General features: G+C 70.6%; 19 protein-coding genes and 1 pseudogene. 14 read left to right on the plus strand and 6 right to left on the minus strand.

The window, feature by feature from the left end; genetic code table 11:
• Nucleotides 1-55 precede the first annotated feature (55 nt).
• Both ACZ5SK_RS33425 and ACZ5SK_RS33430 read left to right on the plus strand, forming a co-directional pair.
• Nucleotides 56-523 carry an ATP-binding protein gene (locus ACZ5SK_RS33425; RefSeq protein ID WP_334577533.1) on the plus strand — a complete coding sequence of 156 codons (468 nt, stop codon included), beginning with the start codon at nt 56-58 and terminating at the stop codon, nt 521-523.
• A gap of 105 nt (nt 524-628) precedes the next feature.
• Nucleotides 629-2,011: an Nramp family divalent metal transporter gene (locus ACZ5SK_RS33430; protein ID WP_468156777.1), complete on the plus strand. Its 1,383-nt coding sequence runs from the start codon at nt 629-631 to the stop codon at nt 2,009-2,011.
• Nucleotides 2,012-2,137: 126 nt separating this feature from the next.
• On the opposite strand, the gene ACZ5SK_RS33435 is transcribed toward ACZ5SK_RS33430, so the two are convergent.
• Together ACZ5SK_RS33435 and ACZ5SK_RS33440 are read right to left on the minus strand one after the other, a co-directional pair.
• Nucleotides 2,138-3,394 (minus strand): hypothetical protein, encoded by a 1,257-nt coding sequence (locus ACZ5SK_RS33435; RefSeq protein WP_468576800.1) that lies wholly within the window; start codon nt 3,392-3,394, stop codon nt 2,138-2,140.
• 157 nt (nt 3,395-3,551) lie between these two features.
• Complete coding sequence (locus ACZ5SK_RS33440; RefSeq protein WP_334577530.1) at nt 3,552-4,061, minus strand: SigE family RNA polymerase sigma factor; 510 nt, start codon at nt 4,059-4,061, stop codon at nt 3,552-3,554.
• A 120-nt stretch (nt 4,062-4,181) separates the two neighbouring features.
• Between ACZ5SK_RS33440 and ACZ5SK_RS33445 the strand changes: the two genes are divergently transcribed.
• Nucleotides 4,182-4,568, plus strand: a complete 387-nt coding sequence (locus ACZ5SK_RS33445; protein ID WP_334577529.1) for a hypothetical protein — start codon at nt 4,182-4,184, stop codon at nt 4,566-4,568.
• 11 nt (nt 4,569-4,579) lie between these two features.
• Here the strand turns inward: ACZ5SK_RS33445 and ACZ5SK_RS33450 are convergent, their stop codons facing one another.
• Both ACZ5SK_RS33450 and ACZ5SK_RS33455 read right to left on the minus strand, forming a co-directional pair.
• Nucleotides 4,580-4,771 carry a hypothetical protein gene (locus tag ACZ5SK_RS33450; RefSeq protein ID WP_334577528.1) on the minus strand — a complete coding sequence of 64 codons (192 nt, stop codon included), beginning with the start codon at nt 4,769-4,771 and terminating at the stop codon, nt 4,580-4,582.
• Between the two features lie 14 nt (nt 4,772-4,785).
• Nucleotides 4,786-4,953 carry a hypothetical protein gene (locus ACZ5SK_RS33455; protein WP_468576801.1) on the minus strand — a complete coding sequence of 56 codons (168 nt, stop codon included), beginning with the start codon at nt 4,951-4,953 and terminating at the stop codon, nt 4,786-4,788.
• Nucleotides 4,954-5,076: 123 nt separating this feature from the next.
• Here ACZ5SK_RS33455 and ACZ5SK_RS33460 point away from each other — a divergent pair.
• Nucleotides 5,077-5,322 (plus strand): annotated as a pseudogene (locus tag ACZ5SK_RS33460) (ATP-binding protein); the annotation flags it as partial.
• A 9-nt stretch (nt 5,323-5,331) separates the two neighbouring features.
• Here ACZ5SK_RS33460 and ACZ5SK_RS33465 read toward each other — a convergent pair.
• Complete coding sequence (locus ACZ5SK_RS33465; RefSeq protein WP_334577527.1) at nt 5,332-5,736, minus strand: hypothetical protein; 405 nt, start codon at nt 5,734-5,736, stop codon at nt 5,332-5,334.
• Nucleotides 5,737-5,793: 57 nt separating this feature from the next.
• Complete coding sequence (locus tag ACZ5SK_RS33470) at nt 5,794-7,485, minus strand: chitinase (protein WP_334577526.1); 1,692 nt, start codon at nt 7,483-7,485, stop codon at nt 5,794-5,796.
• Nucleotides 7,486-7,746: 261 nt separating this feature from the next.
• Here ACZ5SK_RS33470 and ACZ5SK_RS33475 point away from each other — a divergent pair, with 261 nt between their 5' ends.
• The 10 genes from ACZ5SK_RS33475 (at nt 7,747) to ACZ5SK_RS33520 (ending at nt 17,018) form a co-directional block, all read left to right on the plus strand.
• Nucleotides 7,747-8,616, plus strand: a complete 870-nt coding sequence (locus ACZ5SK_RS33475) for a hypothetical protein (protein ID WP_334577525.1) — start codon at nt 7,747-7,749, stop codon at nt 8,614-8,616.
• Between the two features lie 65 nt (nt 8,617-8,681).
• Nucleotides 8,682-9,389: a Flp pilus assembly protein CpaB gene (gene cpaB / locus ACZ5SK_RS33480; protein ID WP_334577524.1), complete on the plus strand. Its 708-nt coding sequence runs from the start codon at nt 8,682-8,684 to the stop codon at nt 9,387-9,389.
• Nucleotides 9,390-9,402: 13 nt separating this feature from the next.
• Nucleotides 9,403-10,659 carry a CpaE/TadZ family protein gene (locus tag ACZ5SK_RS33485; protein WP_334577523.1) on the plus strand — a complete coding sequence of 419 codons (1,257 nt, stop codon included), beginning with the start codon at nt 9,403-9,405 and terminating at the stop codon, nt 10,657-10,659.
• Nucleotides 10,660-10,763: 104 nt separating this feature from the next.
• Nucleotides 10,764-11,093 (plus strand): pilus assembly protein, encoded by a 330-nt coding sequence (locus tag ACZ5SK_RS33490; protein WP_468576842.1) that lies wholly within the window; start codon nt 10,764-10,766, stop codon nt 11,091-11,093.
• 1 nt (nt 11,094) lies between these two features.
• On the plus strand, nt 11,095-11,475 hold the full coding sequence (locus ACZ5SK_RS33495) for a TadE/TadG family type IV pilus assembly protein (protein ID WP_468576802.1): 381 nt from the start codon (nt 11,095-11,097) through the stop codon (nt 11,473-11,475).
• Between the two features lie 16 nt (nt 11,476-11,491).
• Nucleotides 11,492-12,829, plus strand: a complete 1,338-nt coding sequence (locus ACZ5SK_RS33500; protein ID WP_079660041.1) for a CpaF family protein — start codon at nt 11,492-11,494, stop codon at nt 12,827-12,829.
• A gap of 5 nt (nt 12,830-12,834) precedes the next feature.
• A complete protein-coding gene (locus ACZ5SK_RS33505) occupies nt 12,835-13,779 on the plus strand; it encodes a type II secretion system F family protein (RefSeq protein WP_334577521.1) in 945 nt (314 codons plus the stop codon).
• A gap of 16 nt (nt 13,780-13,795) precedes the next feature.
• On the plus strand, nt 13,796-14,683 hold the full coding sequence (locus tag ACZ5SK_RS33510) for a DUF5936 domain-containing protein (protein ID WP_079660038.1): 888 nt from the start codon (nt 13,796-13,798) through the stop codon (nt 14,681-14,683).
• A 203-nt stretch (nt 14,684-14,886) separates the two neighbouring features.
• On the plus strand, nt 14,887-16,212 hold the full coding sequence (locus ACZ5SK_RS33515) for a sensor histidine kinase (protein WP_334577520.1): 1,326 nt from the start codon (nt 14,887-14,889) through the stop codon (nt 16,210-16,212).
• Nucleotides 16,212-17,018, plus strand: a complete 807-nt coding sequence (locus ACZ5SK_RS33520; protein ID WP_457495396.1) for a response regulator — start codon at nt 16,212-16,214, stop codon at nt 17,016-17,018. Before ACZ5SK_RS33515 ends, ACZ5SK_RS33520 begins: the two co-directional genes overlap by 1 nt.
• Nucleotides 17,019-17,073 lie beyond the last annotated feature (55 nt).

Below are 17,073 nucleotides of genomic sequence, written 5' to 3' on the forward strand. Positions count from 1 at the left end.
GAATCGGGTATTCCTCCCCGTACGCGGACGGCGCCCGGAAGGAGATCCTGACCCCATGCTGCGACTTTCCGGGGGAAGCGGCCCCCTCCCGGACCCCGCCCCCCAGTACGGCGCCTATCCCCAGCCGCCGATAGGGGCAGGCCACTGGAGCGTCGAGTACGACCCTCGGCCCAGCGCCGTCCGCGAGGCCCGCGCGCAGGTGCGCAGACAGTTGGAGGGCTGGGGGCTCGCGGACCGGGAGGAGCTGGTGGACACGGCCGAGCTGCTCGTCAGCGAGCTGGCCACCAACGCCCTGCTGCACAGCGCGAGCCGCTTCCGCCTCACCCTGAGCGCCGCGCACGGCGTCCTGCGCTGCGAGGTCGCCGACACCGGCCGTCGCACTCCGCAGGTGCTGCACGCGGGCGGCACGGAGAGCGGCCGGGGCATGTTCCTGGTGAACGCGCTCGCCCGGCGCTGGGGCTGCTGCCAGGACGGACCGGGCAAGACCGTGTGGTTCGAACTCGGCACCTGCGCCTGCGAGTAGCCCTGCGTTGCCCTGCCCAGCTCCTCCCAGCCCTGCGTAGCTCCTCCGGGGGTAATCGAGTGCGCCCTCTTGCCGGAGCGGCTTCTTTGGGCTTTCTTGACCTTCATGGCGGACACCACGGGACCCCCCACAGGAAACTCCACGGACACCGAGGCTCCATCCGACATCGACCTCCACAGCAACACCTCCCCCCGCAAATCCAGTTGGAAGTACATCGGCCCCGGCATCGTGGTCGCGGCGACCGGCGTCGGCGCCGGCGACCTGGTCGCCACCCTCATCGCCGGCAGCAACTTCGGCTACACCCTGCTCTGGGCGGCCGTCGTCGGCTGCCTGGTCAAGATCTCCCTCGCCGAGGCGGCCGGCCGCTGGCACCTCTCCACCGGCCGCACCCTCTTCGACGGCTGGGCGAGCCTGGGCCGTTGGACGACATGGTTCTTCGTCGTCTACGTCGTCGTCTGGGGCTTCGTCTACGGCGCGGCGGCGATGTCGTCGAGCGCGCTGCCGCTCCAGGCGCTGTTCCCGGACGTGATGGACCTCAAGTCGTGGGCCATCGCCTGCGGGCTGGTCGGCCTGGTGTTCGTCTGGTTCAACAAGTACGCCGTCTTCGAGAAGGTCATGACGGTCCTGGTGGGCGTCATGTTCGTGGTGACGGTGTACCTGGCGATCCGGGTCACCCCTAACCTCGGCGACGCCTTCGCGGGCCTGCTCCCGGTCCTGCCGGACGAGAAGGACTCCGTCCTCAACACCCTCGGCCTGATCGGCGGCGTCGGCGGCACGATCACGCTGGCCGCGTACGGCTACTGGGTCAACGCCAAGGGCTGGACGAACACGGGCTGGATGAAGGTCATGCGGCTCGACAACCGGGTCGCGTACATCACCACCGGCGTGTTCGTCGTCGCGATGCTCTTCGTCGGGGCGGAGCTGCTGCATTCCGCGAACGTGGCGATCGCGAGCGGCGACAAGGGGCTCGTCCAGCTGAGCGACATCCTGGAGGCGGAGTACGGCACGGCGACCGCCAAGTTCTTCCTGATCGGCTTCTTCGCCACCTCCTTCACCTCCCTGATCGGCGTCTGGCACGGCGTGAGCCTGATGTTCGCCGACTTCGTGGCGCGGTACCGCCATCAGGGCGAGTCGGTGGGCGAGTCGGTGGGCGAGTCGGTGGGCGGGGCGACGGGCTCCGAGGTCGCCTCCGGCGAGCGGGAACGCTCCTGGCCGTTTCGGGCGTACCTGCTGTGGCTGACCTTCCCGCCGATCGTGCTGCTCTTCCAGGGCCAGCCGTTCCGCCTGGTCATCCTGTACGGCGTACTCGGCGCGGCCTTCCTGCCGTTCCTGGCGGGGACGCTGCTGTGGCTGCTCAACACCTCCCGCACGCCCAGGGAGTGGCGCAACGGACTGCTGAGCAACGCGATGCTCGTGCTGGCGGGGCTGCTGTTCCTGGTGCTGTGCGTGAAGCAGATCTGGGACCAGCCGTGGTCGGAGTTCTTCTGATCACTGACACGACGAAGGAGGTCCTGGCCCTGCCGGCCACCGCCCGGGCCTGAGCCCGGGCGACCTGAGCCTGCGCCGGAGGGCCAGTCCACCTTCGTCCCCCGCCTCTGTGTCGTCGTCCGTCTCTCAGTCGCTCTGGCTCACCCATCGCGGGCTGAGCGCGATCGCCCGCAGCTGCTTGATCGTGAGGGCGGGCTTCGCGCGGGTCGCGGCCTTGTTCTGCTGGGCGGTGTTGAAGGCGCTGACCACCACGCGCAGACCGTCCTTGCGCATGGTGTCGACCGTCCACATCACGACCCCGGCCCCGCCCTTCTCGCCCGGCCCCTGCTTGACCGCGACCCGCGTGCCGTCGGCGAGGGTCTCCGAGCCGGAGCCGTACAGCTGGTCGGCGTCGTCGGACATGTTCGGCTGCACGTTGACCTGGACCAGGCTCCCGCCCTTGCCGTCGTCCACGACCATGTAGCCGTACCCGGTCTCGTCGCTGCCGTACGAGACGCGCTTCAGGTCGGACGGCAACAGCAGAGTGAGCTTGCGCAGAATGAGCCAGCCGGCCATCTCCGCGGGCCGGGTGCCCGACGAGGCGGTCGGGGCGGTCTGCTTCTTCTCCTTCGGCATGGCGTCGACGATCCGGCGCCACTGCGCGGCCGAGGCGAGTGTCTTCAACTGGGCGGTCGTCAGCGGGGGTTCCGGACGGGTGACCGGCTTCCCCTTCTCCGCCGCGGCGTTCCACTCGATGACGCTCACATGCTGCCCGGCCGGGGTGACCAGGTCCGCCCCCCACGCCTTGGTGTCCTCGCGGCGGTCGGGATACTCGTAGCCCTGGTAGACGGTGATCGCCGATCCGTCGGGCAGAAGCTCGGTCTTGCAGCTGTCGAGGCCCGACTGCTCGCTGTCCGCGCAGGGCATCACGACGGTGGACGGATTGATCTTCCCCTTGTCCGAGCGGACCCGATCCAGCCCCAAGGAGATGGACCCCTCGCCCTTGCCGTCGTCGAACACGCCCACCGCGAGCGGCGGCAGCTTCTCGCCCGTGCCACGCGCCTCCGACTTGGTGAACTTCCCCTTGGGAAGCAGCTTCTGGAGCGTGCGGACCACGTCGTCGCCGGAGTAGGAGGTCGGCTTGCCGCTGCCGGTGGCGGCGACGGAGGAGGGCGTCGGGGCGGATGTGGCGCCGGGCAGCAGAAGCGCCCCGCCCACCCCCACGAGGGCGAGACTCGCCGCACCCCCCACGACCGCGGCCCTGCGCCGCAGGCGCAGCCGGAGCCCCCGGGCCTGACCGGCGGCGACGAGCGCGCCGCCCGGGCTGTCGAAGGTACCGCCGGCCTCGTGCAGAGCGGCGGAGAACCGCTCCTCGAAGGGATCGCTGTGCTGGTCTACGGGCATGGTGAACCACCGTCTTCCGCGAGGGATGGATGAGATCGAAGGCGCGTGCCGGAGAGGGGGAGGGAGTCGAGGGGAGCGGGAGAAGCGGAGGGAGGCGAGGGAGGCGAGGGAGGCGAGGGGAGCCGGAGAGCGGACGTGACCTGGTGGGCCGGACGGCTCAGGGTCTGGCGTACTCGCTCATGTCCTCGCCGAGCAGCTCCCGCAACCGTCCGAGGGCCCGCGTGCACCGGGTCCGCACGGCCGCCGAGCTCGCGTTCATCGCGTCGGCGGTCTCCTCGATCGAGCGGTCCTCCCAGTAGCGCAGGACCACGACCGCCCGGTCCTTGGCGGGCAGCCGCGCGAGGGCCTGCACCAGCGTCAGCCGCAACGGGGTGTCGGGGCCTCTGCCGTCGGGGACGTCGGGGAACACGTCCACGGACTGTTCGCGGCTGCTGCGTCTGCGCTGGTGGGCGAGGAAGGTGCGGGTGAGGACGGTCTGCGCGTACCCGGCCGGGTTGTCGACCCGGGACACCCGTCCCCAGCGGACGTACAGCCTGCCGAGGGTCTCCTGAACCAGATCCTCGGCGAGGTGCGTGTCCCCCGCGGTGAGCAGACACGCCGACCGGTACAGATGCCGGGCACGCGCGCCCGCGAACTCGGCGTACTCGTCCGCGCGGACCTGCCTCATGTGTGTTCCCCCTGTGTCGGTTGCCGTGCTGTCCCCACCTCATTAATGCGGTGGGGTGCGCGGAATGTTTCACCGGGGACCGAAAGTGGGCGCACGGGGGCCGCCAGGTAGGTTTCCGCTGTGACAGACCAGCCGCCTCCGCCCCCACCTCCGACCCCACCGGGTTTCGGCCCGCCGCCACCGCAGTACGCGCCGCAGTACACCCCGCAGGCGGGCCCGCCGCAGCCAGGCCCGGAGTTCCTGGCGGTCGACAAGCACAACTCGGTCGTCGTCGACGCGTCGGGCGTCGCCTTCGAGATGTACGACATCACGATCGACTTCCCCTGGCCCGAGATCCGCAGCGTCCACTACAAGGCGAGCCCCAACGCCAAGGCCCTCATGGTCGCCGTGGTCCACATGGACGGCAGGGTCTACGAATGCATGGTGACGGCGAAGCCGAGGGACCGACTGCAGGCCTGGTTCGCACAGTTGGCCTGGGTGCTGGGCTACTACCGCCCGGCGGGGTAGGGGGAGCCGGTTTAGAGCAGGTGATCGGCCTTCCCCGCCTTGATGTCGAGGATCATCGTCCGGAGCGCTTCACGGGAGTCGGTGAGGTAGGCGTCCTCGGCGCCGGCTATGGCGATGTAGGCATTGCCGTCGGGGTCGGTGCCGAGGCGGAAGCAGGCCGATCCCTCGGCGCAGAACGGGTCTTCCCACGTGATGTCGGCCATGATCGTTCGTCTCCTCAGAGGTGGCTGGCGATGTCCTGGATGAACCCGTACGACTGCTCGGCGGAGAGCGCGCGTTCCTCCATCCAGTCCAGTTGCGTTCGGCACTTGGACAACTGGGCTTCCTGGTAAAGGAATTCCGGTCCGTGGGCGCTGTCGATCTGAACGGTGTCCAGACGGGCCACGGGCCCCTCCAGCGCTGCCGCTCCAGCCGATGGGCTAGTCGCAGGGCCACCTCGTGCTCGGGCAGGGGCGGGAGCGCGGCTTTGAAGACGGCCTGGGCATGGTCGGTGGACTGCAGTAGCCCGAGAGTGATCGCCTACGACAGCCACCCCCGCCACACGCAGCCCCACCTCGCCACAGCCTGCGACACCCGCCGCCGCGCGGCCCTCCGCGTCCTCGCCTGCGTCTGCCGTTCCTGCGACGGCAGCTGGGGCTTCGGCGAGGCATACGAACCCGGCGGCGGGACCCGGATGTGGGCACGGCTGCCGAGGGCGAGCGCGGCGAGGTACGTCGCGGGGGAGCTGCACGCTTCTGTGGCCGTAACGGCGTGAACCGCGTGGTCACGCGGGGATGAAGCTTGGCCACCAGGGCGGGACGCTGCTCGGGCACGACGGGGCTGGGTAGGAGTTCGGCATGCCGAGCCCTGTCACGAGGAACCAGGTGAACCACAGGGCGAACAGGAGACCTGCGGTCATTGCGGCCCCTCGGTGACGTTTTCCGAGGGTGCGGTGCAGGACCACCCACGGGACTGCGGTGGCGATCCATATGAGCGGGGCGAGGAACAGCAAAGTCATGCTGTTGGCCGCTGCGTTGATGCCGATGTCGCACGCGGCCCATGACCTGCCGATGGTGACGATGGACACCGCTGCGGTCAGTCCGCCGAAGAGGACGCCGAGCCCAAGCCCTGTGAACCAAGGTCTCGGACGGCTCGGCGATCCTGCTCCCGCGGCCCCCTTCGTGCTCACGTCCTAAAGATCACATGGGGCGGTTGCGTGACGCAACGTCCACGCCGCCCCCGCTGCCTACGGCAACCCGTGCACGTGCGGGCCTACCGCCGACGACCACGCGTTGCCCGCCGTCGCGTCCCAGTTCGTCGACCACGTCATCGCGCCGCGGAGGGCGGGGTATGTCTTCGACGGTTTGAAGGAGCCGCAGGCTGTGCCCTTTGTCAGGCAGTCCAGGGCGTTGTTGACCACGCTCGGGGCTACGTACCCGCTGCCCGCGCCGCTCGTCGAGGCCGGGAGGCCCAGGCCGACCTGGGACGGGGACAGGCCGCCCTCGAGTTGGATGCAGGCGAGGGCGGTGAGGAAGTCCACCGAGCCCTGGCTGTACACCTTGCCGTCGCAGCCCAGCATCGAACCGCTGTTGTAGTACTGCATGTTGACGACCGTGAGGATGTCCTTCACGTTCAGTGCGGTCCGGAAGTAGGTGTTCGACGTCGACTGCATGTCGATCGTCTGCGGGGCCATCGTCAGGATCAGCCCCGGTCCCGCCTTCCCCGACAGCGTGCGGAGCGCCTGGCTCATGTAGGTGGCGTTGAGGCCGTTCTCCAGGTCGATGTCCACGCCGTCGAAGCCGTACGTCTGCATCAGGGTGTACACGGAGTTCGCGAAGTTCGTCGCGGACGTCCCGTCGCTCACCGAGACCGTGCCGTTCTGGCCGCCCACCGACACGATGACCTTCTTGCCGGCCGCCTGCTTCGCCTTGATGTCCGCCTTGAACTGGTCCACGGTGTAGCCGCCCAGGCCGGCCGAGTCCAGGTTGAAGGTGACCGCGCCCGGGGTGGTCGTCGCGTCCGCGAAGGCCACCGCGATGATGTCGTACTGGGACGACACATCCGAAATGCGCTGCACCCGCGCCCCGTTGTTGAAGTTCTGCCAGTAGCCGGTCACCGCGTGCTTGGGCAGGGAACCGCCCCCGCTCCCGGTGCCGGACGTCGTCGTGCCCGTCACCGTCGTCGACTTCGCGGACTCGCCCGCCGCGTTCGTCGCCGTCACCTGGAAGCCGTACGACGTCGACGCCGTGAGGCCGGTCACCGTCGCCGAGGCGCCGGTCACCGACGTGACCTTCGTACCGCCCCGGTAGACGTTGTAGCCCGTCGCGTTCGACACCGCGGACCAGGACAGGGACACCGATGAAGAGGTCGTGCCGGACACGGTCAGGCCGGTCGGTGCGGACGGGATCGTCGGGGCCGGGTCGCCGCCACCGCCGCCGTCGGGCCCGTAGACCGAGACGTCGTCCGCGTAGTAGGGCTGCTGGCCGTACCAGCCGTGCGTGTACACCGTCACGGAGGTCGTGGACGCTCCGGTGGTGAAGGTCGTCGAGAGTTGTTTCCAGGACGACGAGTCCGGGGTCCAGGTCGAGACGTCCGTCGTGCCCGTGCCCGTGACGCCCAGGTAGGAGTAGCCGCCCTGGACCCACGCGCTCAGCGTGTACGTGGAGTTGGGCTTCACCGCCACGCTCTGGGTGCACTGGGCGTTGTCCTGGCCGGCCGGGGTCGCCTTCAGCGCCGCCGCGCCCCCGTGCACGGGGGAGGAGACGGTCGTACCGCTGCCGGCCGAGCAGGCCCAGCCGTTCAGGCCGGACTCGAAGCCGGCGTTCTTCGCGTTGTTCAGGTCCGCGGCGGACGCCTGAGCCGCGCCCGTCAGGGAGAGGGTGAGGGCGGCGGTCACCGCTCCTGCCCAGAGCCGTGTCGCTCTCTTGATTGGGTACATGACAATAAGTTGGTCCAGACCAATTCCGTTGTCAAGGAGTCCGATTGTGGAGGGCCCGTAGAGGCCGGTGGGAGACAGCGGGTGCGTAACCTGCCCCGGTTTGCCGTGACTTGCGTGAAGAAGAGTTTGCTGGCCGTCACGGAAAGCTGTTCTCCGGCCACAGGGGCGTGGATACAGTGCTGAGGTAGTCACGCAATGAAGTCATCCCGGTGCACCGGAGTAACGCCGGTGGGCCGGACCGCGGGAATCGGGGAGCTGCGTGTGCCAACTGCCATTGCCGTGACCGGAGCGGACCTGGCGCTGCCGCCCCAGGACGAGCGCACCCTGCCCGCGGCCGTCCTCGCCGACCTCGACCGGCAGCCGCTGGAGGGGGCCCTCGCCGCCGTCCAGACCCTCCTCGAACAGTACGGGCATGTGATCGTCGTGTACTCGCGGGCCGTGCCCCCCGCTGTGGAGCAGCGGCTGCACACCATCCGCTCCCTCCTGGAGAGCGACCGCATCGCGCTGTTCCGTCCCGAACTGCCCCCGCTCGCCGTCGCCGTCCTCGCCCGCCAGCTGCGTCAGCTCGCCTCCTGCGACCTCGGCCCCGGCGTCCTCGCCTCCGCGGGCCGGCTGCTCACCCACTACCTCCACGCGGGCGCGCTCCTCGGGTCCGTGGCCCGCCTCGACCGGGTTCCGGTCGTCGGCCTGAAGTCGCATGCCCGGTCATGGGTTCCGGGTAGTCAGTTCGGTGTGCTGGCGCATCCGCAGGCGGAGATGGTGAAGGCGAGCCCCGAAGTAACGCTTCCCGGGCCCGAGTTCGGCACCTGGATGCTCGTCGCCCGCGGTCAGCTCCAGTCCGACTGGGTCACCGACACCCTCGCCCCGGCCTGGAAGGTGCAGGGGCTGCGGGAGACGACCCTGCCCGCCGAGTCCGCCGACTGGTGGGGCACCGGCAAGGCGATCGAGTTCTGCGGCTATCTGCCCGACCTTTCGGTCCTCTACCAACTGGTCACCTCGGTGCAGCAGGGCGTCTGCCACTGGTGCGGCATCGACGTCATCGGCGACCGCTGCGTCTTCTGTTCCGCCACCCCGCCGCCCGCCTCCGAGCTCACCGCCCGACCCGCCCGCGCGCTCACCGCGGGCGGCTGACACAGCTTGACCTGTAGGCCTCCTTCCGTCCGCTCGACCCGACCCCCAACGAGGTTGTACGGCCCATGAACTCCCGTCAGCGCCGCGGCGTGATTCTCCTGCTTCTGTCGGTGTTGTGCGCGCTCGCGGCCTTCGCCGGCGTCCTCTCCGTCATCGACGACGTGAAGTCCAAGGTCGGCCCCGAGGTCACCGCCTACGAGCTGCGCTCGGACGTGGCCCCCTACGCCGCCCTGAGCGCGGACCAGTTCAAGAAGATAGAGATGCCGGAGCGCTGGCTGTCGGAGAACGCCGTGACCGACCTCGCCGCCATCCGCGGCAAGATCGCGGTGACGACGCTGAAGAAGGGCTCGCTGCTGCAGAGCGACATGATCGTCGACCAGCCCGCCCTGCAGCCGGGGCAGCAGGAGGTCGCCATCATGATCGACGCGGCCACCGGCGTCGCCGGCAAGATCACCCCGGGGTCGACCGTCAACGTGTACGCCACCTTCGAGGGCGCCCGCGCGACCGACCCCGATCAGTCGAAGATCATCGTCACCAACGCCCGGGTCCTCGACGTCGGCGAGATCAAGGCCCTCGAACCGGACGAGAGCAACCGCAACCGGTCGGCCACCGACCAGGTCCCGATCACCTTCGCGCTGTCCACCCTCGACGCCCAGCGTCTCACCTACGCCGAGTCGTTCGCCAAGCGCGTCCGCCTCGCCCTCGTCGCACCCGGCGGCGACACCACGGTCCCCGACCGGGATCGTACGTACGAGCTCACCACGGACAAGTGAGAGGCCGCCGCCCATGCCCACGAGGATCCTCCCGGCCGTCGGCGACGCGGACGCGGTCCGTTCCCTCACCACCTTGCTCAGCCAGCTCCCGGACGCCGAACCGGTCACCCCGGTCGGCGACTCCACGCAGCTCGTCGACACCCTCGCCCGGCTGGCCGCCGAGTCGGTCGACGAGCTGCCCGAGGTCGTCGTCGTCCACGAACGCATCGGTCCCGTACCGGCGCTGGAGCTGGTCCGCGAGGTCGCCCTGCGCTTCCCGGCGGTCGGCGTCATCCTCGTCACCACCGACGCGGGCCCCGGCCTCTTCGCCGCCGCCATGGACTCCGGCGCCCGCGGCCTGGTCACCCTGCCGCTGAGCTACGAGGATCTCGCCAGCCGCGTCCAGGCCGTCGCCCAGTGGTCGGTGGGCGTACGACGCCATCTCGGGCACGGCGGCGACGTGTTCACCGGCGTCGGCGGCACCGTCGTCACCGTCAGCGGCGCGAAGGGCGGCGTGGGCGCGACCCTCACGGCCGTCCAGCTCGCCCTCGCCGCCCAGGCGTCCGGCCGGCCGACCGCGCTCGTCGACCTCGACCTCCAGGCCGGCGACATCGCCTCCTACCTGGACGTCCAGTTCCGCCGTTCGGTCGTCGACCTCGCCGCCATCGCCGACATCTCGCCCCGCATCCTCGCCGAGGCCGTCTTCCGCCACGACAGCGGCGTCGCCCTGCTGCTCGCCCCCGGCGAGGGCGAACGCGGCGAGGAGGTCACCGACCGTGCCGCCCGCCAGATCCTCAGCGCCCTGCGCTCCCGCTACGAGGTCGTCGTCGTCGACTGCGGCGCCCAGCTCGGCGGCGCGGGCGCGGCGGCCGTCGAACTCGCCGACCGCGCGCTGCTCGTCACCACCCCCGACGTGGTCGCCGTGCGCGGCGCCAAACGCACCGTCCGCATGTGGGACCGGCTCCAGATCCGCAAGGCCGAGGAGACGACCGTCGTCGTCAACCGGCACAGCCGCGGTACGGAGATCCAGCCGCCGCTCATCCAGAAGATCACCGGCACGGCCCTCGCCACGACCACGGTCCCCGCGAACTTCAAGGAACTCCAGGCCGCCGTGGACGCCGGCCGCGTCGACACCCTCGACGCCAAGGGCGCCGTCCGCCAGGCCCTGTGGGCGCTCGCCGGCGAGCTGGGGCTGGTCAGGGCGCCCGAGGCCGCGCTGGTGCGCAGGAGCGGGGGACGGGCCCGGGGCGGGGACCGGGGCACGGTCGGGTTCCGGCGGCGGAGGGAGTGAGGCACGTGTGGCTTGTGAGGCAGCACGTGAGGCACGTGAAGGGGCGGCTCGCGAAGGGACGTCTCACGAAGGACCGGGGACAGGTCACCATCGAGTTCCTCGGCATGACACCGCTGATCATCGTGACCCTGGTGGTGGTGTGGCAGTTCGTCCTGGTGGGGTACACCTTCACGCTCGCGGGGAATGCTGCCGACGAGGCGGTGCGGGCCGGCACGGCGGCGCCTCGGGGGGAGCGGCCGGGGGTCTGCCAGGAGGCGGGCCTGGCCAAGCTGGGGGACGCGTGGAAGGGGAACGCCGAGGTGGACTGCGGCGGCACCGGCTATGTGACGGCCGACGTCACCCTCTACGTCCCCGTCCTCTTCCCGGGCCTGATCGACTTCCCGTTCCCGGTGCACGGCCACGCGGGCGCCGTCGAGGAAGAGGAAGGCGACTGAGATGGCGTACGGACGCCGAAAGGGCGCAGGCGATCGCCGAAAGGGTGCAGGCGACCGGGGTCAAGTGGCCCTGGAGTACCTCGGGTTCCTGCCCCTGCTCCTCCTGGTCGCGCTGGGCGCCGTACAGCTCGGCCTGATCGCCTACGCCGCCCAGCAGGCGGGCACGGCGGCCCGGACCGGGGCCCGCAGCGCGTCCCTCGACGGGGACTACAACGCCGACTGCCAGCAGGCGGTGAGCAGTCGGCTGAACGCGAGTTGCGTGTCCGCGTTCGGCGACGACGAGGTCACGGTCACCTCCACCGTCACCATCCCGTCCGTCATCCCCGGCATCGGGAATTTCGGCGAGGCACACAAGACGGCCACGATGCCGGTCGACCACTGAGGGAAGGGCATCCGACATGAGCCTGCGGGCACGCATCACCTCCCCCGAGGAGAACGGCGGCCGGGGCGAGGACGGCCATCTGGTCTCCTCCTACCGGACCAAGCTGCTGGAGGAGATCGACCTCGCCGAGATGAGTTCGCTGGCGGCGGCCGAGCGCCGGGCCCGGCTGGAGCGCGTGCTCGGGCACATCATCAGCCGCGAGGGCCCGGTGCTGTCCACGGTGGAGCGCTCGCAGCTGATCCGCCGGGTCGTCGACGAGGCGCTGGGCCTCGGCATCCTGGAGCCGCTGCTCGAAGACGCGTCGATCACCGAGATCATGGTGAACGGCCCCGACGCGATCTTCGTCGAGCGGGGCGGCCGGGTGGAGCAACTCCCGCTCCGCTTCGCGTCGAACGACCAACTGATGCAGACGATCGAACGCATCGTCTCGACGGTCAACCGACGTGTCGACGAGACGAACCCGATGGTCGACGCCCGCCTCCCCTCCGGCGAACGCGTCAACGTGATCATCCCGCCGCTGTCCCTCACCGGCCCCACCCTCACCATCCGCCGCTTCCCGCGCTCCTTCACCCTGCACGAGCTGATGGGCTTCGGCTCACTGGACGAGCAGATGCTGTACCTGCTGGCGGGCCTGGTGCAGGCGAAGTTCAACGTGATCGTCTCGGGCGCCACGGGCACCGGCAAGACGACCCTCCTCAACGCCCTCTCCGGCCTGATCCCGGACGGCGAACGCATCATCACCATCGAGGACTCCGCGGAACTCCAGCTCCAGCAGTCGCATGTGATCCGTCTGGAGTCCCGCCCCCCGAACGTCGAGGGCAACGGCCGCATCACCATCCGCGACCTGGTCCGCAACTCCCTGCGGATGCGCCCGGACCGGATCGTGGTCGGCGAGGTCCGCGGTGGCGAGTCGCTCGACATGCTCCAGGCGATGTCGACGGGCCACGACGGCTCCCTGGCCACGGTCCACGCCAACAGCGCCGAGGACGCCCTGATGCGTCTGCAGACCCTCGCCTCGATGTCGGACGTCGAGATCCCCTTCGTCGCCCTGCACGACCAGATCAACAGCGCGGTGGACGTCGTCGTCCAGCTCACCCGGTTCGCCGACGGCGCCCGCAGGATCACCGAGATCGCCCTGCTCGACAGCCACGGCGGCGAGCCGTACCGGCTGGCGACGATCGCCCGCTTCAACGCCCAGCCGATGACCGCCGACGGCCGGATCCACGGCGCCTTCGAGTACTTCCCGCTGCCCCGCCGCACCGCCGACCGGCTCTACATGGCGAGCCAGCCGATACCGCAGGCGTTCGGGGTCGCACGGGACGCGCTCGAACTGACCACAAGGGAAGCCCGGTAACGCTGATGGACCTCGACACCCTCACCACCCTCACCACCGGCGTGGCCCTGCTGACCTGCGTCCTCGCCGTCATCGGCGTGCACGTCTACGCCAAGGGCCGGGCCCAGCGGGCGGAACTGGTGGAACGCCTCTCCTCCACCGGCCAGCTCACCGGCACCGCCCGCCGACGCCGCTTCCGCAGCCTGGACCGCAGGCTGCGCCGCACGACCACGGGCCGCAAGCTGGAGCTGAAACTGACGGCGACCGGCCTGGACATGACGCCCGGCGAGTTCTTCGTCTACATGCTGGCGACGGTGGCCGGCCTGTGGCTGGTCGGGCAGGCCACCCTGGCCCCCTTCTTCGGCCCGATCGCCGGCCTCCTGGGTGTCTGGGCGGCCTGGCAGTTCCTCAACTGGCAGCGCCAGAAACGCATCGAGAGGTTCATCAACCAACTCCCCGAACTGGCCCGCATCCTGGCCAACGCCACCCACGCGGGCCTGGCGCTGCGCACCGCCATCGGCATGGCGGCGGAGGAGCTGGAGGCCCCGGCGGGCGAGGAACTGGCCAAGGTGGCCAACCAGTTGACGGTCGGCCACTCCATGGACGACGCCCTGGGCGAACTCGCCGACCGTCTCCCCTCACGAGAACTCGTCGTCCTCGTCACCACCCTGGTCCTGTCCAACCGCGCCGGCGGCCAGGTCGTCGGCGCGCTGCGCAACCTGACGGAGACGCTGGAGGAACGCAAGGAGACCCGGCGGGAGGTGCGCACCCAGCTGTCGCAGGTGAACATGACCTCCTACGCCGTGCCGGTGCTGGGGGTCGGGGCGTTGTTCCTCATGAACAGCGTCGAGGACGGCACGCTGGACCGTATGACCGGGTCGCCCGTCGGCCAGGCCTGCGTGATCATCGCCTTCAGCCTCTACGCCGTCGGCTTCGTCCTCATCCGCCGTATGTCCCGCATCGACGTCTGAGCAGGGGGAACCAGGGATGGAACTGCTGCTCGCACTCGCCGTGGGCCTCAGCGTCTGGGGCATGTTCGCCGGCATCCGCATGTACCGGGCCGAGGTGAAACTGCCCAGCGACCTCGCACTGGCCCTGGAGGTCGGCGCGACCCGCACCAGCGCCGTGGGCTCGCTCATCGACCGCCTCGGCATGCGGTACGCGCCCGCCGTGCTGCGGCTGATGGGCCCCAAGCAGGTCACCCGCTACCGCCGCAGGATCGACCTCGCGGGCAACCCGGGCGGCCTGACCATCGACCGCTACGCGGCCCGGCGCGCGGTCTACGGCGCGATCGGCGCCCTCGGCGCCTTCGCCGCCCTGCTCCAGGGCAGCTTCTTCGTCGCGCTCCTCATGCTCGCCTTCGGCCTGTTCTGGTCCGAGGTCGGCATCTGGTCCGCGATCCGCATCCGCAAGGACGCCATCGAGCGGACCCTGCCGGACTTCCTCGACGTCCTCGCCGTGGTGGTGAGCGCGGGCCTCGGCTTCCGCCAGGCCCTCGACCGGGTGGCGTCCCGCTACGAGGGCCCGTGGGCGGACGAGATCCGCATCACCCTCCGGCAGATGGACCTCGGCGTGAGCCGCCGCGAGGCCTTCCAGGAACTGCGCCGGCGCAACGACTCCGAGCAGGTCGCCATGTTCGTCACCGCGCTCCAGCAGGGCGAGGAACTCGGCGCGCCGATCGTCGACACACTCGTCTCGATCGCCAAGGACATGCGCCGCACGGACGCGCAGAACGCCCGCCGCAAGGCGGCCCGCGCGGTCCCCAAGGCCACGCTGATGATCACGACGTTCATGGTCCCGGCGACGATGCTCCTCCTCGGCGCGGGCATGCTGCTCGGCTCCGGCACGGACTTCAGCTCGATCACGGGCGACTAGGGCGGACGGTCATGACGGTCACCATGGAGACGCGGGCGAGGCAGTGGCGCCGCCGCAGCCGCGCTGGTCGCGCCAGCGAGACCGGGGGCAGTGAGACCGGCGGCAGGGAGACCGGCGGCTGGGCAATCGGCGGTCGGGCAGCCGAGCGCCGGGCAGCCGCTGGACGGGCAGCCACGGCCCGGGCAGCGGAGGACCAGGGAGCCATGGGCCGGGCAGCCGAGGGCCAGGCCACCGCGGGGCAGGCAACCGAGGGTCAGGCAGCTGCGGGCCAGACAGCCGCGGGCGAGGCCTCCATCTCCCTCCAGGTCAACGCGCTTCAAGCGATGTGCCGCCAGGTCTTCGCCTTCCGCCTGGCCATGATCGCCGTCGCCGCCCCCGCCGCCCTCCTCAACGCCGCCCCCGGCATGAGCGTCCGCCTGGTGGGCGCGGCCGTGGTCGTCACCTTCATGGGCTCGTACGTCCTCTTCCGTGACTGGGAGCGCTTCGGCCCCCTCCTCCTGCGCCACCCCTCCCTGCTGGTCGCGGACACCCTGTTCGGCACCCTGCTGCTGATCTCGGCGGGCCCGGACACCACGCTCGCCTACGTCAGCGTCTGCACCCCGCTCCTCGCCGGCATCGTCTACGGCTGGCGGGGCGCCGCCTGCTTCGCCTCCCTTCAGTCGCTGATCCTGCTGCTGGTCCACGCGACCCTCGTACGGGAGTCGGGGGCGGGCCTGGCGGAGAGACTGCTGCTGCCCGGCTTCTGCGTCATCACCGGCGCGGTCGGCTCCGCCCTGCGCCAGCTGATGCTCCGCTTCGGCACGGCAACCCAGGCCCTGACCACCGTGAAGGCCCGGCTGGCCGTCACCGAGGCGGTCGCCGCCGAACGCGCCCGGCTGGCCCGCGAGATGCACGACTCGGTGGCCAAGACGCTGCACGGCGTGGCCCTCGCGGCGGACGCCCTGGCCCATTCGGCGGGCTCACCCGACATGGACCCGACCCGGGTACGCCAACACGCCGAACTCGTCGCCAGGGCCGCGCGCCGCGCCGCCGCCGAGTCCCGTGAACTCCTCACCGACCTGCGCCGCGAGTCGGACCCGTTGCCAGGCGCCGACTTCCTCCCCGAACTGGCGTCCGCCGCGGACGACTTCGCTGATCGGACCGGCCTGCCGATCACGTACCACCGCCCCGCCGGCGACAGCACGACGCTGCCCGTCCCGCCCGCCGTCGCCCGCCAGCTCCTCACCATCACCGCGGAGGCCCTGGAGAACGCCCACCGTCACGCGGCCCCGACCCACATCGACGTACGAGCGGTCGTGACCGGCGAACTCCTGACGCTCACCGTCCGGGACGACGGCCGCGGCCTCCCGCCCGACACCACCCTCGAACAGCTTCGCCGCACCGGCCACTTCGGCCTGGTCGGCATGGTGGAACGGGCCGCCTCCGTCGGCGCCCGCATCCACATCGGCCACGGCCCCGACTCCCGGGGCACCGAGGTCCGCGTCGAACTCCCCCTGGCCGCGCTCGCCCCACGAGAGGAGGCCGCCTGATGCCGGACCGACCGCCCCACCCCGACACCGTGCAGCCGCTCTTCCCCCCACCGCACCGGCCCGACCCCGTCCGCGTCATCGTGGCCGACGACAACCCGGTCGTCCGCGCGGGGCTGACCGCGCTCCTCTCCGGCCGCGAGGACCTCACGGTCGTCGCGGAGGCGGCGGACGGCCGCGAGGCCTACGAGTCCGCCCTCCGGCACCGCCCAGACGTCGTCCTCCTGGACGTCCGCATGCCCGGCGTCGACGGCCTCTCGGCCCTTCCCCACCTGGCGCGCATCGCCCGGGTCGTGATGCTGACGTACAGCCACGAGCCCGAGATCGTGCAGCAGGCCCTGCGCGAGGGGGCCGGGGGCTATCTGGTCCACGGTGAGTTCACCGTGGAGGAGCTGGTGTCGGCGGTACGGGACGTCACGCGGGGCCGCGCCCACTTCACCCCGACGGCGGCGACGGCAGTGCTGGCGCACATCCAGAACGATGCGACTGCACACGCCGAAGCGGACTCAACACCCTTACTTTCACCGTCTTTCACGAAACGGCTTTCGCAGTTGCAACCAACTATGGGACAGTCGATGGCGACGTCGATGCCGGCGTCGGTAGGCAGGGAGAGGTTCCCACTGAGCGCGAGGGAGGCGGAGATCATGGACCTCATCGCGTCGGGCATGAACAACCAGCAGATCGCCGCCACCTGCTTCATCAGCGAGAAGACGGTCAAGAACCACATCAACCGCATCTTCGCCAAGCTGCACAGCAGCAGCCGCTCCGAGGCAGCGGCCAAGTGGCTGGGAACGGCGGTGACTTCGTGAGGCTCCGAATCCGCCGTACTCCCGCCTGGGCCCGGGATTGGGCCCCCGGACCCTT

The organism is Streptomyces sp. NPDC031474 (assembly GCF_055581185.1).

What these genes read in the sequence shown, in the direction of transcription:
- ACZ5SK_RS33425 (WP_334577533.1), top strand. Translation starts at nt 56, where the DNA reads ATGCTGCGACTTTCCGGGGGAAGCGGCCCCCTCCCGGACCCCGCCCCC.
- ACZ5SK_RS33430 (WP_468156777.1), top strand. Translation starts at nt 629, where the DNA reads ATGGCGGACACCACGGGACCCCCCACAGGAAACTCCACGGACACCGAG.
- ACZ5SK_RS33435 (WP_468576800.1), bottom strand. Translation starts at nt 3,394, where the DNA reads ATGCCCGTAGACCAGCACAGCGATCCCTTCGAGGAGCGGTTCTCCGCC.
- ACZ5SK_RS33440 (WP_334577530.1), bottom strand. Translation starts at nt 4,061, where the DNA reads ATGAGGCAGGTCCGCGCGGACGAGTACGCCGAGTTCGCGGGCGCGCGT.
- ACZ5SK_RS33450 (WP_334577528.1), bottom strand. Translation starts at nt 4,771, where the DNA reads ATGGCCGACATCACGTGGGAAGACCCGTTCTGCGCCGAGGGATCGGCC.
- ACZ5SK_RS33470 (WP_334577526.1), bottom strand. Translation starts at nt 7,485, where the DNA reads ATGTACCCAATCAAGAGAGCGACACGGCTCTGGGCAGGAGCGGTGACC.
- cpaB (WP_334577524.1), top strand. Translation starts at nt 8,682, where the DNA reads ATGAACTCCCGTCAGCGCCGCGGCGTGATTCTCCTGCTTCTGTCGGTG.
- ACZ5SK_RS33485 (WP_334577523.1), top strand. Translation starts at nt 9,403, where the DNA reads ATGCCCACGAGGATCCTCCCGGCCGTCGGCGACGCGGACGCGGTCCGT.
- ACZ5SK_RS33490 (WP_468576842.1), top strand. Translation starts at nt 10,764, where the DNA reads ATGACACCGCTGATCATCGTGACCCTGGTGGTGGTGTGGCAGTTCGTC.
- ACZ5SK_RS33495 (WP_468576802.1), top strand. Translation starts at nt 11,095, where the DNA reads ATGGCGTACGGACGCCGAAAGGGCGCAGGCGATCGCCGAAAGGGTGCA.
- ACZ5SK_RS33500 (WP_079660041.1), top strand. Translation starts at nt 11,492, where the DNA reads ATGAGCCTGCGGGCACGCATCACCTCCCCCGAGGAGAACGGCGGCCGG.
- ACZ5SK_RS33505 (WP_334577521.1), top strand. Translation starts at nt 12,835, where the DNA reads ATGGACCTCGACACCCTCACCACCCTCACCACCGGCGTGGCCCTGCTG.
- ACZ5SK_RS33510 (WP_079660038.1), top strand. Translation starts at nt 13,796, where the DNA reads ATGGAACTGCTGCTCGCACTCGCCGTGGGCCTCAGCGTCTGGGGCATG.
- ACZ5SK_RS33515 (WP_334577520.1), top strand. Translation starts at nt 14,887, where the DNA reads ATGGGCCGGGCAGCCGAGGGCCAGGCCACCGCGGGGCAGGCAACCGAG.
- ACZ5SK_RS33520 (WP_457495396.1), top strand. Translation starts at nt 16,212, where the DNA reads ATGCCGGACCGACCGCCCCACCCCGACACCGTGCAGCCGCTCTTCCCC.